12 protein-coding genes are annotated in these 15,286 nt (G+C 61.7%); 2 read left to right on the forward strand and 10 right to left on the reverse strand.

The features are described 5' to 3' along the window. Nucleotides 1-2: 2 nt before the first annotated feature. From dnaE to ABIC16_RS10950, 8 genes are all read right to left on the reverse strand, one after another. On the reverse strand, nt 3-3,521 hold the full coding sequence (gene dnaE / locus ABIC16_RS10915; RefSeq protein ID WP_354291108.1) for a DNA polymerase III subunit alpha: 3,519 nt from the start codon (nt 3,519-3,521) through the stop codon (nt 3-5). Nucleotides 3,522-3,789: 268 nt separating this feature from the next. Then, nucleotides 3,790-4,230 carry a hypothetical protein gene (locus ABIC16_RS10920; protein ID WP_354291109.1) on the reverse strand — a complete coding sequence of 147 codons (441 nt, stop codon included), beginning with the start codon at nt 4,228-4,230 and terminating at the stop codon, nt 3,790-3,792. Between the two features lie 3 nt (nt 4,231-4,233). Next, nucleotides 4,234-5,547 (reverse strand): AAA family ATPase, encoded by a 1,314-nt coding sequence (locus ABIC16_RS10925; protein ID WP_354291110.1) that lies wholly within the window; start codon nt 5,545-5,547, stop codon nt 4,234-4,236. A gap of 134 nt (nt 5,548-5,681) precedes the next feature. Continuing rightward, a complete protein-coding gene (locus ABIC16_RS10930) occupies nt 5,682-6,161 on the reverse strand; it encodes a glutathione peroxidase (RefSeq protein ID WP_354291111.1) in 480 nt (159 codons plus the stop codon). After that, a complete protein-coding gene (locus ABIC16_RS10935; RefSeq protein WP_354291112.1) occupies nt 6,158-6,760 on the reverse strand; it encodes a GNAT family N-acetyltransferase in 603 nt (200 codons plus the stop codon). The genes ABIC16_RS10930 and ABIC16_RS10935 overlap by 4 nt, the downstream gene beginning before the upstream one ends. Continuing rightward, nucleotides 6,757-7,431 carry an ABC transporter ATP-binding protein gene (locus tag ABIC16_RS10940; protein WP_277971180.1) on the reverse strand — a complete coding sequence of 225 codons (675 nt, stop codon included), beginning with the start codon at nt 7,429-7,431 and terminating at the stop codon, nt 6,757-6,759. Before ABIC16_RS10940 ends, ABIC16_RS10935 begins: the two co-directional genes overlap by 4 nt. Next, complete coding sequence (locus ABIC16_RS10945; RefSeq protein WP_277971181.1) at nt 7,424-8,674, reverse strand: lipoprotein-releasing ABC transporter permease subunit; 1,251 nt, start codon at nt 8,672-8,674, stop codon at nt 7,424-7,426. The genes ABIC16_RS10940 and ABIC16_RS10945 overlap by 8 nt, the downstream gene beginning before the upstream one ends. A gap of 524 nt (nt 8,675-9,198) precedes the next feature. Beyond that, nucleotides 9,199-11,652 carry a TonB-dependent receptor gene (locus ABIC16_RS10950; RefSeq protein WP_354291113.1) on the reverse strand — a complete coding sequence of 818 codons (2,454 nt, stop codon included), beginning with the start codon at nt 11,650-11,652 and terminating at the stop codon, nt 9,199-9,201. Between the two features lie 263 nt (nt 11,653-11,915). Here ABIC16_RS10950 and ABIC16_RS10955 point away from each other — a divergent pair, with 263 nt between their 5' ends. Beyond that, nucleotides 11,916-12,389: an Hsp20 family protein gene (locus ABIC16_RS10955; protein WP_277971183.1), complete on the forward strand. Its 474-nt coding sequence runs from the start codon at nt 11,916-11,918 to the stop codon at nt 12,387-12,389. A gap of 67 nt (nt 12,390-12,456) precedes the next feature. On the opposite strand, the gene pyrG is transcribed toward ABIC16_RS10955, so the two are convergent. After that, nucleotides 12,457-14,091 (reverse strand): CTP synthase, encoded by a 1,635-nt coding sequence (gene pyrG / locus ABIC16_RS10960; protein ID WP_277971184.1) that lies wholly within the window; start codon nt 14,089-14,091, stop codon nt 12,457-12,459. Nucleotides 14,092-14,200: 109 nt separating this feature from the next. Further along, complete coding sequence (gene secG, locus ABIC16_RS10965; RefSeq protein WP_277971185.1) at nt 14,201-14,605, reverse strand: preprotein translocase subunit SecG; 405 nt, start codon at nt 14,603-14,605, stop codon at nt 14,201-14,203. 334 nt (nt 14,606-14,939) lie between these two features. Between secG and ABIC16_RS10970 the strand changes: the two genes are divergently transcribed. After that, a complete protein-coding gene (locus tag ABIC16_RS10970) occupies nt 14,940-15,263 on the forward strand; it encodes a MarR family transcriptional regulator (RefSeq protein ID WP_277971186.1) in 324 nt (107 codons plus the stop codon). Nucleotides 15,264-15,286 lie beyond the last annotated feature (23 nt).

A 15,286-nucleotide genomic window follows, 5' to 3' on the forward strand; every position in this document is an offset into this window, starting at 1 on the left:
GCTCACCCCACCAGAGCCAGCCGCGCTTCGGCGGTTCTCAGCTCTACCTGGCTGACATCCTGCAAGCCTTCGATGCGCTCGGCAAGCTCTCCGTCGAGCAAAAAGTCGCGTCCGAGCAAGACACGCGCCTCGCCGCCATCGGCGACGGGGACGGTCGCCCAGACTTCGCCGCGCGCCCCGCGCACGTCGCTGAGGACGCTTGCGAGGGCCGCGATGCCGATCGGGCTGTGGATGCGGACTTCCAGCGCGAACCGCGCGCTGTTGGCGAGCTGTTCGAACGGCTGGATCCGTTTGATCGAGACGCGCGGCGTTTCCTCGCCGGGCCGGCGGTCGAGCTCTACCGTCAGCAAGCCGCAGCCGTTGTTGCGCGCGGCTTCCTCGAGGTCCGCCGCGACCGCGTCGTCGAAGCAGGTCGCGATGAATTGTCCCGAGGGATCTGAACAGGTTGCCATCAGGTAGCGCTTGCCGCGCGCCGAGGTGCGCCAGCGCGCGTCCTCGACTAAAGCGGCCATCGTTGCACCTGCGCGCGTCCCGTCGTCGGGGATAGAGAGCTCGCCCAAAGCGGCGAAGCTGCGGGCGCCGTGCATTTTGGCGAGGTGGCCGTGGCGGTCGACGGGGTGCGCCGAGAGGTAGAAGCCGAACGCGTCCTTCTCCTGGTCCATCCGCTGCGCGACCGACCAGTGCGCCGAGCGGGGGAGTTTGATCGGGGGTTCGGCGGCGTCGGCGGTGCCGAAGAGGCCGCCCTGCCCGCTGACCTTCTGGTCGTGGATGCGGGCGGCAGTCGCAAGAATCGTTTCGGCACAGGCGTGTAGCCCGGCGCGGTTCTCGTCGAGGCAGTCGAACGCGCCGGCCGAGGCGAGCGTCTCGACCTGGCGCTTGTTCATCAGGCGGGGGTCGACGCGGCGGGCGAGATCGTCGATCGACTCGAACTTGCCGTTCGCCTCTCGTTCCTGGACGAGCTTTTCCATCGCGCCCTCGCCGACCGATTTCAGCGCGGCCAAGGCATAGCGGACGCCGAGACCGTCGCCGGTGTCCTCGACCGTGAACTCGGCTTCGCTGCGGTTGATGTCGGGGGGCAGCAACGCGACTTCCAGTCGGCGCATGTCATCGACGAAAATGCTCAGTTTGTCCGTGAGCGTCATGTCGAAACACATTGATGCGGCATAGAATTCGTGCGGATGATGCGCCTTCAGCCAGGCCGTCTGGTACGACAGCAACGCATAGGCCGCGGCGTGCGATTTGTTGAAACCGTAGCCGGCGAACTTGTCGATCAAGTCGAACAGTTCGTTCGCCTTGGCCTTGTCGATCCCGTTGATCGTCTTGCAGCCCTCGACGAAGCCGGCGCGCTGCGCGTCCATCTCGGCCTTGACCTTCTTGCCCATCGCGCGGCGCAGCAGATCCGCTTGCCCCAGCGAATAGCCCGCGAGGATCTGCGCGGCCTGCATAACCTGTTCCTGATACACGAAAATCCCGTAGGTCTCCGACAGGATCCCCTCGAGCAGCGCGTGCGGATAGACGATCGGCTCGAGCCCGTTCTTGCGCTTGCCGAACATCGGGATGTTGTCCATCGGGCCCGGGCGATACAGCGACACGAGCGCGATGATATCGCCGAAATTCGACGGCCGAACCGCGGACAAAGTGCGCCGCATTCCCTCCGATTCGAGCTGAAAGACGCCGACCGTGTCGCCTTTCTGCAGCAATTTGTAGACGCCCTCATCGTCCCATTCGAGCGCGTCGAGATCGAGCACGACCCCGCGCACCGCCAACAGGTCGATCGCCTTCTTCAAGACCGACAGCGTCTTCAACCCGAGGAAGTCGAACTTCACCAGCCCCGCGCCCTCGACATATTTCATGTCGAACTGCGTGACCGGCATGTCCGAGCGCGGATCGCGGTACAGCGGCACCAGCTCGGCGAGCGGACGATCGCCGATCACCACGCCAGCGGCGTGGGTCGAGCTGTGGCGCGGGAGCCCCTCGAGCTTCATCGCGAGATCGAGCAGATGGCGGACGTTGCCGTCCTGCTTATACTCGCTGTGGAGTTCGGACACGCCGTCGATCGCGCGCTTCAGCGTCCACGGGTCTGCGGGGAGATTGGGGACGAGCTTCGCCAGCCGGTCGATCTGGCCATAGCCCATCTGGAGCACGCGGCCGGTGTCCTTCAACACCGCGCGCGCCTTCAGCTTCCCGAAGGTGATGATCTGCGCGACCTGATCGCGGCCGTATTTCTGCTGGACGTAGCGGATCACCTCGCCGCGACGGGTTTCGCAGAAATCGATGTCGAAGTCGGGCATCGACACGCGTTCCGGGTTGAGGAAGCGTTCGAACAGCAACCCCAGCTTCATCGGATCGAGATCGGTGATCGTCAGCGCCCAGGCGACGACCGAGCCTGCGCCCGAGCCACGGCCCGGCCCCACCGGAATGTCGTGGTCCTTCGCCCATTTGATGAAGTCCGCGACGATCAGGAAGTAGCCCGGGAACCCCATCTGGATGATGACGTCGAGCTCGAATTCGATTCGCTCACGATACGGCGTGCGCCAGTCGCCGGTCTGTTCGGCACTCTGCCCCCCGGCGGACAACAGTCCGAGCTCGGCGATCCGGTCGAGCCGCCGCTCCAGCCCCGCGCGCGCATCGACGCGCAGCTTCTCGGCTTCCGCCTCGCGGTCGCCCGCAAGGCTCGGCAGGATCGGCTTGCGCTTGGGCGCGGCCACGCCGCAGCGCTGCGCGACGATCATGGTGTTGTCGATCGCCTCGGGAAGATCGGCGAACAGCGCCTTCATTTCCTTGGCGGGCTTCATCCACGCATCGGGCGAGCTGCGCGGGCGGTCGTCGCTCGCGATATAGGTCGAGTTGGCGATGCACAGCAAAGCGTCATGCGCCTCGCTGAAATCCTCGTTCGCGAAGCAGCACGGGTTGGTCGCGACCAGCGGCAGGTTCCGGTCATACGCCAGGTCGAGCAGATGCGGTTCGGCCTTGCCCTCGATCTCGCACGAGCGGCGGGTGAGCTCGATATACAGCCGGTCGGGGAACAGCGCCTGCAACCGGTCGGCATAAGCGAGCGCCCGGCTCGGCTGATCCTCCGCGAACAGCCGCGCGAGCCCGCCCTCGCGCCCGGCGGTGAGCGCGATCAGCCCGTCCGAACACGCCGCCAGCGCCTCAAAATCGACATGCGCGGCGAGTTCTAGCGGACGATCGAGATGCGCGCGCGAGACGAGCTTACACAGATTGTCATAGCCGGTCTTGTCCTGCGCATAGAGCGCGATCCAGTCGAGCACCGGAGCCGCGGTCTCGGGCATGTCGGGGCGACAGACGCCCAGCATCGTCCCGATCACCGGCTGGACGCCAGCGGCCATCGCGGCGTCGGAGAAGGCCATCGCGGCGTAGAGCCCGTTGCGATCGGTCAGCGCAGCGGCGGGAAAACCGAGCTGCTGCGCGTGCTTAGCGATCGCCTTGGGCTCGATCGCGCCGTCGAGCATGGTGTAGGACGAGAAGATACGGAGGGGCACGAAGCCAGCATGAGACATGGGGGGCTTATGCGCCGTGGGGGCGATTCTGGGAACCGGGGGGATGGGGATTTTTGGAGCGGGGGGAGGAGATGAGCCTTTTAGTTTTAAGGCCGTCGGTGGCAACCGACAGTGCTCAACTCTACTTCCCGCTCAAATAGAGTCCATTTCACCCCTTCTATATATCATAGAATATGCCCTCCCAACTAACGTCAAAACCTACTGAGACAATTCAGATGAGCAAAATGGAAATACATCAAAATACGTCATTGCCACTTTGATTACGATATCAAAGCTTACCATTAATAGAAGCTACTTGTTCTATATCAAATTCACCTTTATCACAAACAACGTGGAACCCTGCCTTAAGTTCCTTTGCGCATTTTTGCTTTGCCTTTGCCACAAACGTATCAAATCTAGGAAGTTTACGGCAAATTACTAAGAAACCAATTCTCTTTTCCATCAGGTCTCTCACATTATCTCTCTTAACGGTGGCCAGCAATTGGTCACAGGCGTGCGCTACGTCCTTTCCCTTCAACTCGATTAGTACTGAAATTTTGCCAACCTCGCTTACCATGAAGTCTGATCGGATTCCTTCTTTTACCAAACATCCGTCAATAGTAGTAACATCGTAATCTACATTATTTGGGTTTCTAAAAACGGCCTTTCGCTTATTTTCTTCAACCTTAACCTTCGAATGAGATACCCGTTTAGTACAACTATTGCTCATGACCTAAATCTCCGACTCGATTTGAAGCAAATCGGAGAACTCTCGTGAGATTTGTTCAGATATTCCGTCTAGGTAAGTCCCATCAATGAGGCCATCGTCGTCGATGAGATTCTTAAGCTTCCCGTCTTCAATTGCAAAAGCCGAAAGCTGGTTCTCGTTCAGCCAACATTCTCTACTTACAATATCGTTTATGTCTTGATTTCGTTTTTTGCGCCGCGCTAGCTGCCCTGCTTTCAGAAACACATTAAGCTTTGACATTATGTAAGGGCTATGCGTCGTAATGATTAGACTTCTCCGCCGCTCGGATACGACTGATCCAATCAGGAATTCCATAAGCAAGCTCTGCGCAGACGGAAAAAGGTGCGCTTCCGGTTCCTCAATATAGACGAGTTCGCGCGAACGCCGGACAGACTTTGATGACGCAGCAATTCGCGACGCATCAATTCCATTAAAATAGTCCATGATAGACCACATTGGCAGCAACTCTTGCTGTCCGCTCGACAACGACGAAAAAGGGATTTTACGCCCGTCTGTCGACTCTACGTATTCGCTATCGCCCTCGTAGCGGATCTCTCCGCCAAACAATTCATTCATGAATGACATTCGTTTTTCGACGAACTCGGTGGTCATTTTTCGACTAGAATATCTACTAAATTGTCTATCTCGAAGGTTTGCAAATAGCTTTGCAAACTTAAGAGTTACTGGATCTAGATTTCCCGCCTGTTCGAATCCCGCAACTAACCTTCCAATACTAGTAAAAAATGCACGGCCCGCTGGAATAAACGTCTGCTGAGACAAATATTCTGTACCAATTTCGACTTGCATTCTTCGTGTGGCTATATCTCTAACACGGTAAGCCCGATCAAATGCGTCATCTATTCCAACACTGTCTCCAAGATCGAGATCGCTACTAGAGCGGTTCTTTTCAAATAGTTCACTAGTTTGAATATAGAACTCAGTAAACCACTCAGAGAATGTCACGGAAACTTCATCAGAAAGTTTACCCCCTCTCTTCCGCCTCAAAATACGAGCAGAGAATGGGTTCGCCACGTATGATATATTGAACCTTCCGGAACCCCATGCTGATGGGGGAAACCATATACTGAATTGTTTCGCTACGATCTTGCGATAGTCTTCTATGGAGTCCTGCTTTTCTGCATATTGCAGGAAGTTTGATAGAATATCGGCGAAGAAATAGAGAAGCTTAGTTGTTACGCTTTTGCCGCTACCTTGCGGTCCAATGATAACATTTACCGGTGCAAGTTCGAATACCGCTTCACGTAAGCAGGAAAATTCATTCACTGTGAGTGTTGGCATACTGATCCCCTAAGCTCAGTTAGCCTACGGTTTTGAGTACCGGTTGTCACCTTGCCAACGCATGCGAGCGCTAACGGCTCAGATCTGGTTAAATCCCCTCAGCGTCGGCGCGAGATTCAGAGTATTTTGGAGTACTACAGCAGCTTGGCGATATCCCCCTCAATCGCCTCAGGCTTGGTCGTCGGCGCATAGCGCTCCACCACCTTGCCGCTGCGATCCACCAGGAACTTGGTGAAGTTCCACTTGATCGCCTGCGTGCCGAGGAACCCCGGGGCCTGCGCCTTAAGCTCGGTGAACAACGGGTCGGAATCCGCGCCGTTGACGTCGACCTTGGCGAACAGCGGGAAGCTGACGTCATAGGTCAGCGAACAGAAATTCTTGATCTCCTCGGCATTGCCGGGCTCCTGCGCGCCGAACTGGTTGCACGGGAAGCCGAGCACCGCGAACCCCTTGTCCGCGAACTTGCGGTGGAGTGCCTCCAGCCCGGCATATTGCGGGGTGAAGCCGCACTTGGACGCGGTGTTGACGATCAGCAGCACGCGCCCGGCATAGGTCTTGAGGTCGACCAGTTTGCCGTCGGCGGCGTGGACGGTCAGCTCGGTGATCTTGGTCATGCCGGTGTTCCTTGGTTGCGCGCGAGCAGGAAGCGCAGGTTGCGTTCGACCCCGCGCCATTCGCTCGCGATGATCGAATAGACGACGAGGTCGCGGATGCGGCCGTCCATCAGCTGGTGGTTGCGGAGCACGCCGTCGCGCTTCGCGCCGAGCCGCTCGATCGCCTTTTGCGAGGCCTTGTTGAACCAGTCGGTGCGGATCTGGACCGCGTTGCAGTCCATTTGCTCGAACGCGTGTTTGAGCAGGAGCAGCTTGGCCTCGGTATTGACCCCGCTGCGCTGGACCGACTGTGCGTAGAAGGTGCCGCCGATCTCGAGCCGGCGGTGCGCGGCGTTCATCCGCATGTAGCGCGTGAGGCCGACGACCTGCCCGTCCGGCTTGCACACCGTGAACGGCATCGCGCGCCCGTAATCGCGCTCCTTGAACAGCGCCGCCATGAACGAGTCCGGGTCGGTCAGCGTCGAGACGTTGGTGAAGAACAGTTCGCTGATCTTGCCGTCCGCCGCCGCCGTGACGATGCCGTCGCGATCGTCGAGCACCGTCGGGCGGAGCGTGACATGCTGACCGACCAGCGTCGGTGGGTCGGTCCAGGCTGTCATGCAAGCCGTCCTTCGTGGAGCCGGACGACGCGGTCCATCTTGGCGGCGATCCGTTCGTTGTGCGTGGCGACCAGCGCCGCAGAGCCTTCCCCGCGCACCAGCCGGAGGAACTCGGCGAGCACCACGTCCGCGGTGCCCTCGTCGAGGTTGCCGGTCGGTTCGTCCGCCAGCACCAGCGCGGGCCGGTTGGCGAGCGCGCGGGCGACCGCGACACGCTGTTGCTCGCCGCCCGACAACTGGCTCGGGCGATGCGTCAGGCGGTGGCCGAGGCCGAGCGCGGTGAGGAGCGCGGCGGCGCGGGCGTCGGCTTCGTCGCGCGGGCGATCCTGGATCATCTGGGGCAAGACGACATTCTCGGTCGCGTTGAAATCGGGGAGGAGGTGGTGGAACTGATAGACGAAGCCGAGCTTGTCGCGCCGCACCCGCGTCCGCCCGTCGGCGTTGAGCCGTGCGGCTTCCTCGCCGTCGATCCGGATCGATCCGCCGAACCCGCCCTCGAGCAGGCCGACCGCCTGGAGCATCGTCGACTTGCCCGACCCCGAGGGGCCGAGCAAAGCGACGATCTCGCCCGCGCCGACGGTGAGATCGACTCCGCGCAGGACTTCGATCGTCTCGCCGCCCTGCGCGAAGCTGCGCGACAGGCCGGTGACGGAGAGAACCGGTTCATTCATAGCGAAGCACCTGGACGGGATCGGTGCTCGCCGCCTTGAGCGCGGGGTAGAGCGTGGCGAGGAAGCTGAACACCAGCGCCATCAGCGCGATGACGGTGACTTCGACCGGATCGGTCTTGGACGGGAGTTCGCTCAGGAACCGGACCGAGGGGTCCCAGAGATTCTGCCCGGTCGCCCATTGCACGACGTTGACGACATCCTGCCGGAACTGGAGGAAGATGAAGCCGAGGATCAGCCCCGCGATCACGCCGAGCCCGCCGATCGTGGTGCCGACGGTCATGAAGATGCGGATCATCGCCCCCCTGCTCGCCCCCATCGTCCTGAGGATCGCGATGTCGCGGGTCTTGGCGCGGACCAGCATGATCAGCGACGACAGGATGTTGAACACCGCGACCAGGATGATGATCGACAGCACCGTGAACATCGCGACCCGCTCGACGCCCAATGCCTCGAACAGTTGCGCGTTCATCTGGCGCCAGTCCTGCACCACCCCGCTCCGCCCGATCTTGTCGACCAGCGGCGCGAGGATCGGGCCGATCTGGTCCGGATTGGTGGTCTGCAGCTCGACGATATTGACCGAGTCGCCGAACATGAGGAGCGTCTGCGCATCCTCCAGCGGCATTATGACATAGGCCTTGTCGAAATCGTACACGCCGATCGTGAACACCGCGCCGACGGTGTAGTTGACGATCCGCGGCACCGTGCCGAACGGGGTCGATTGTCCCTGCGGGCTGATCAGCGCGATCTGGCTGCCGACGACCGCGCCGAGCGAGTCCGCCAGCCCCGACCCGATCGCGATCTTGCCGCTGCCCGGCGTCAGGTTGCTGAGCGAGCCCATCACGATCTTGCTGCCGATCGTCTTGTTCGAGCGGATGTCCGCAACGCGCATCCCGCGGAGCAATATGCCTTCGACCCGGCCGTTGTAGGTGGTCATCAGCGGCTGTTCGATCAGCGGCGTCGCGCTGGTGACGCCCGGCGTGGCTTCGGCGAGGCCGACGACGCGGCGCCAGTCGGGCATCTGGCCGCCATAGCCCTGCACCACCGCATGGCCGTTGAGGCCGACGATCTTGTCGAACAGTTCGGCGCGGAAGCCGTTCATCACGCTCATCACGATCACGAGCGCCGCGACGCCGAGCATGACCGCGACGAGACTGATCCCGGCGACGAGGAAGATGAACGCTTCGCCCTTGCCCGGCAGCAAGTAGCGCCGGGCGATCATGCGTTCGTATCGGGATAGGATCATATGGTTCGGTCTGTCCGCCCCGGTGGTGCTCAAGCGGTCGCTCTAGGCGCGAGGTCGCGGGCTGGCAACTGTTGCTACGTGTTGCGCAATCGCCACAGGAGCGCCGCAATCGGTTCGCGTCGGCCACATTCCCGGTGACAAGCCCCCGGAACGAACCTAACGCTTTTGTCACTGACACACAGGCAACGGCCGTGGTTCGGGGATGCCTTCAGCGCCGCCTAAAAGGGCTGGCTGCGAAGGCGAATTGGGGGCTGACGAGCGATCGTCACGCAGGCGCCCGGGTCGGAAACGGCCCGGGCGTTTGCTTGTGTGCAGCATTTCCTCTGGCGGCGGCTTTGCTGGTCGGCGCTTCTTCCTTATTTGTGGTTTGCTCTCTGGTGGGGGGTGTTCTGCTGGGCTTCCCCACCCCAACCCCTCCCCTGAAGGGGAGGGGCTAGAAAGAAGCGATCGCCAAAAAGCCCCTCCCCTTCAGGGGAGGGGTTGGGGTGGGGCCGAGCCTTGCAGAGCGCAACGCCTCCCAAATCTTAAAACGACTTGCTTAGCGTAAGGCCGTACGTCCGCGGATCCCCCGGTTGCCCGACGACCAACCCCGTGCTTCCCGACTGCGTCGCTAGCACCTCGTAGTAATTCTGGTCGAACGCATTGCGGACCCAGCCGAACACGTTGAAATCGTCGCGCGCCTTGAACCCCAGCCGGAAATTGCTGAGCGCATACCCCTTAATGTCAGTATAGGCGGATCGCGACGGGTTCGAAGAAAACGTCGAACGATAGCTGCCGTCGTATCCAACATAGACCTGCCCCTCGAGCGCACCGATCCGCGCGGGCACGTCATATTCCGCCCCGTACGAAAACGCCCATTTCGAAACACCCGGGAGCCACTGCCCTGACACGTCGCAACTTGCAGGACTGAGCCCCGAAACACCCGCAGCCGCCGGGGTCTGCCCAGCCGCCACGGTCGTCCCCCCCGAAAGCTCGGGTGGGCATGGCGCGTCGACGAACTTCACGTAGCGCGCATCGGTGAACGCGCCGTTGGCATAGACGTTGAGCCGCGACGTCGGGCGGAACGCCGAGTCCACTTCGATCCCGCGCGTCCGCACCTTGCCGGCATTGGCGAGATACCCGCGCAACACCCCCAATTGGCCATTGGTGACGGTCGCCTGATAATCATCGATCTCGGTCCAGAAGCCCGCGATGTTGACGGTCGCGCGACGGTCGAGGAATTGCGTCTTCAGACCGAGTTCGAAGTGATTGACCTTCTCGGGTTTGACCGTCGCCGCCGACAGGATCGGATTGTTCGCGCCATCGAGCGGCAAGCCCGACAGGTTGATCCCGCCCGACTTGTAGCTCCGCGCATAGGTCGCATAAGCGTGGATATCGCGCGTGACGGTATACGCGCCGGTAATGTCGCCGGACACGTTCCACTTGTCGAAGCGTGGCGTGTACGTCTGCGGGGCGAGCACGCCACGCTGGTCCGCATTCAAGGTCGTGCTGCCCGTTCCGGTCGTAACGACAGACACATAAGAGCCATTCTTCTTGTCGTAGTTCACCCGCAACCCGGGTGCGATCGAGAAGGCATCGCTCACGTGCCACGTCGCCTTGCCGAATGCCGCGACGCTCGTGTTGGTAAAGCCGATGGTGTTGCGCGCCGTCAGCCCGTTGAGGATTGCCGGATTGCACGCGTTCGTCGTCGGGGTCGCGCACCCGGCAGCACCCGGTCGGACGCTCGCACCCGGATTGAGCAGGAACCGGCTCGCGGCCGGCCCTTGCACCTGCAACCCCTGGGTATCGATCGTCTGGTAGAAATAGAAGGCGCCGAGGACATAGTCGATCTTGCGGGTCCCGTTTGATCCGATCCGCACTTCCTGGCTGAATTGTTCCTGCTGCGACGGATTGTTCGACGCGCTGGTGATTGGCAGACCGATGAAATCGCGGTCGTTCGAGGGATCCCAGTCCCAGAAGCGCCATGCCGACACCGAGGTCAGCGTCGCGCCCCCAAGATCCAGGTTGGCGACGAGCGATGCGCCGCCGAGCGACTGTTTCGCGCGGAGCGGCGTATCGACGTCGGTGACACGATCGAACGCGTTGGTCGACGGCACAGCATAGCCCTGCGCAGCAGCAAGCGCGGCATATTGCCGATTGAGCGGTCGCTGCGTTGCGCCGGTGCGGACATAATATTGGACGCAGCATTGCGGGTTCTGCCGCGCATAATCGCCGTACAGGGTCAGATCGAGCGTATCGGTCGGCTTCCACAGCAACTGCCCGCGAAAGCCGGTATTGTCCTGACTGTTGAGATATGTGTCGGTGCGGCTGTTGTAGATCGTGCCGCGCCGCGTGGTGATCGAGGTCGACAGGCGGATCGCCAGTTTGTCGTCGATCAGCGGGCCCGAAACCGACGCCTTGCCCTGGAAGAAATCGTAATTGCCGCCAGACACTTCGACCCGCGCTTCGGGGGAGAAGCTCGGTTTGCGGGTGGTGATGTTGATCGCGCCCGCCGTGGTGTTCTTGCCGTAGAGCGTGCCCTGCGGCCCGCGCAGCACTTCGATCCGCTCGGTATCGGTGAAGTCGAACGTCGCCGACGCAATCCGGCTGTAATAGACCTGGTCGACATAGATACCGACCCCCTGCTCGATCCCGTCGTTGGTGAGCCCGAACGGCGCGCCCAGGCCGCGGATGTTCGCGGCGGAGTTGCGGGGGTTGGTCGAGTAGAATTGCAGGCTCGGCTGAAGCTGCGTCAACCGGTTGACGTTGTACGTCCCCGTTTCCGCCAGCGCGGTGCCGCCAATGACGGACATGGCGATCGGGACCGACTGGATCGTCTCGGAGCGTCGCCGTGCGGTGACGACGATGTCGCCGCCGCCCTGTTGCGCCGTTCCCAATCGCCCCTCGGTCTGATCGGCGGGTTGCGGTGGTGCGACCGGCGGCGCCTGCGTTTCGACCGCGGTCTGAGCAAGCAGGATGAGCGGCAAGTGCGCGAACATGGAAATCCCCTTTTTCGCTCGGTCGTGCCGAGTCGATCCACAATGCCTACCAATCGGGGGGATTATCACGCCGCTTGTTCTTTGGACGTCGATAGCGGGGCTTTAGGCGGACACGATTCTCGCCGTTGCGCTCTTGAACTGCCGACAGAGCGCCCCAAATCTACGCCGTGCGGTGCCGATTGCGGGCCGCATCAGGCCAGGTCGCACAGCAGTGGACCGGGCTTGCATACCAACGATGACCCTCGCTTTTAAAGGAGCCCATCATGCGTCAATTCGACCTTACCCCCTTCCGCCGCTCGACCGTCGGTTTCGACCGTTTGTTCGACATGCTCGAGGCCAATGCCCGCCAGGCGAGCGCGGACAATTATCCGCCGTTCAACCTCGAACGGATCGATACCGATCGCTACCGCATCACGATCGCGGTCGCTGGCTTCGGTCGTGACGATATCGAGATCACCGCTCAGCAGAACCTGTTGCAGGTGCGTGGGCGCAAGGATGACAAGGATGCCGCCAGCGCGTCGTTCCTTCATCTCGGCATCGCCAACCGCAGCTTCGAGCGTCGTTTCGAACTCGCCGATTTCGTGCGGGTCGAGGATGCCCGGCTCAACGACGGCCTCCTTGTTGTCGATCTTATCCGCGAAGTGCCCGAGGCGATGAAGCCCAAGACCATCGCGATCAAGACCGGTGCACCGCTGGTAGCGGTCGAGGACAACAAGGATTCGGCCCAGGCTGCCTGAACCTGTCGTCTAAACTGTAAGCCAGAGGAAGGGCGCCCGGATCAAGGTCCGGGCGCCCTTCCCGCGTTCAGACGAGACGCGACTGCCGGACTGCCGCCGCGATGAAGCTGGCGAACAGCGGATGCGGATCGAACGGCTTGCTCTTGAGCTCGGGATGGAACTGGACACCGACGAACCAGGGATGGTCCGGCCGTTCGACGATTTCGGGAAGCATCCCGTCGGGCGACATGCCGCTGAACACCAGTCCGCCCTGTTCGAGACGTTCGCGATAGGCGGTGTTCACCTCGTAGCGATGGCGATGGCGTTCGGAGATGTCGCTTCCGCCGTAGATGGTGGAGACGACCGAATTGCCGTCGAGCTTGGCGGGATAGGCCCCGAGCCGCATCGTACCGCCGAGGTCACCACCGGCTTCGCGCTTTTCGAGCCCGCCGGTGCTCATCCATTCGGTGATCATGCCGACGACCGGTTCGTCGGTCGGGCCGAACTCGGTCGAGCTTGCGTCCGCGATCCCGGCGAGATCGCGCGCGCCTTCGACGCACGCCATCTGCATGCCGAAGCAGATGCCGAAATAGGGAATGTCGCGTTCGCGCGCGAAGCGGACGCTGGCGATCTTGCCTTCCGCCCCGCGTTCGCCGAATGCGCCGGGGACGAGGATCGCGTCCATTGGTTCCAGTCGCGCCGCAATGTCCGCGTCGTTCGCCTCGAACAGTTCCGCGTCGATCCACTCGACGTTGACCTTGACCTTGTTCGCGATGCCGCCGTGGACGAGCGCTTCGTTGAGCGACTTATACGCATCCTGCAGACCGACATATTTGCCGACCACGCCGATCGTGACTTCACCCTCCGGGTTGGTCAGCCGGTCCATGATGTTGGTCCAGCGCGAAAGATCGGGGGCACCGCCAGGCAGGATCCCGAACGCGTTGAGGACCGCGTCGTCGAGCCCTTCGTTGTGATACTGCACCGGCACCGCATAGATGCTTTTCGCATCGAGCGCGGGGATGACGGCCGACTTGGGGACGTTGCAGAACAACGCGATCTTCGCGCGGTCGCTTTCGGGAAGCGGTTGTTCGCAGCGGCAGACGAGCACGTCCGGCTGGACGCCCAAAGCCGCCAGTTCGCGCACCGAATGCTGCGTCGGCTTGGTCTTCAGCTCGCCCGCGGCGGCGATATAGGGCACCAACGTGACGTGGATGCTGACCGAGTTGCCGCGCCCGAGATCGTTGCGGAGCTGGCGGATCGCCTCGATGAACGGCAGCGATTCGATATCGCCGACTGTTCCGCCGATTTCGCACAGGACGAAATCGAGGTCGTCGATCTCGGCTTGCGCGAAGTCCTTGATCGCGTCGGTGACGTGCGGGATGACCTGCACGGTCGCCCCGAGATAATCGCCGCGGCGTTCGCGCGCGATGATCTGCTGATAGATCCGGCCCGAGGTGACGTTGTCGCTCTGGCGCGACGGAACGCCGGTGAAGCGTTCATAGTGGCCAAGGTCGAGATCGGTCTCGGCGCCGTCGTCGGTCACATAGACTTCGCCGTGCTGATAGGGCGACATCGTGCCCGGATCGACGTTGAGATAGGGATCGAACTTGCGGATCCGCACGCGATAGCCACGGGCCTGGAGCAGCGCCGCGAGGCTTGCTGCCATGAGTCCCTTGCCAAGCGAGGAGACCACGCCGCCGGTGATGAAAATGAACCGCGCCATGGGTACAAAGGCCTAGCGTCATCCGGGGTGGCACGACAAGCGCGCGACTCCGGGAAAGTTTCAGGGAGATGCGACGTCGGCAACGGCGATGCACCGGCCGACACGCGGCTTATGGGGCGGTCGGGGCCGCACCGTTGGCAGGCGCCGCGACGTTACCGGTCGGCTCGATCGCGCTGCGGGCGCCGCTGGCGAACGGATTGTTGGGATCGGTCTGGACGGGAGGCGCGACCGGCGCGGGGGCAGTTGCTGCACCCGTAGCAAGCGTCGGATCGACCTTGGCAACGCGGTTCTGCGCGGCAAGGACCGCGAGCACGATGCTGAGCGCGATGAACACCGCACCGAGCGTCGACGTCGCCCGCGTCAGGAAGTCCGCTGCGCCGCGTGCCGACATCAGGCCCGACGGCGATCCGCCCATGCCCAGGCCGCCACCTTCGGACTTCTGCACGAGAATGACCGACACCAGCGCCGCAGCGACGCAGAAATGGACGACGAGGAGGAACTGGAACAGAAACATGTTGCGGGTTGATCCTTGAGCGCCACTGGTCGGCTGCGTTGAGGGGCACATAGGCGAGGTCGCCGATCCGATCAACCACGGCGGTCCGGTTGCGATCAGAACGCGCCGGCCCGGCGCATTTCGCGCTTCGCTATGACTTTTTGCTCGGAAGCCCGGCGTCGGCGAGACTTTACAGCAGATTGGTGACGGATCCGCGACATTTCGCGAACGAACTGAAACCTAGCGCCATGCAAGGCGTTTGGTGTGCAGGAATGTCCCCGGCTGTCGGGGGTTGCCGAGTAATTTGCGGGTGTTGGCCGTGGCAGTTCAAAGCGATAGCTCTTTAGGCGAGTGGATGCAGGCCCTTGTCGATTATGTCCGTTCGGGAGAACCCGACCTGACCAATCGGCAGATGGCATTATTGTTGGTCGTATACCTCAAACCGGGGCCGCATACGGTGCGCGGATTGGCGTCGATGCTCAACGTATCCAAACCGGTGGTGACACGTGCCTTGAACAGGCTTGGCACCCTGGGCTATCTGCGCCGTCAACGCGACGATAACGACAAGCGTAATATCTTCGTCGCACGTACCTCCGAAGGGGCAGGGTTTCTTGAAGATTTCGGCCAGTTCATCGGCGGCGGAGCACCGCAACCCGTCGCCCGTCACGCTACCGCGTAAAAGTTTTGCTCTTCTAGGCCAAT

Origin of the sequence: Sphingomonas sp. PvP055 (assembly GCF_040546365.1) — a bacterium.
Taxonomy (GTDB): Bacteria; Pseudomonadota; Alphaproteobacteria; order Sphingomonadales; family Sphingomonadaceae; genus Sphingomonas; species Sphingomonas echinoides_A.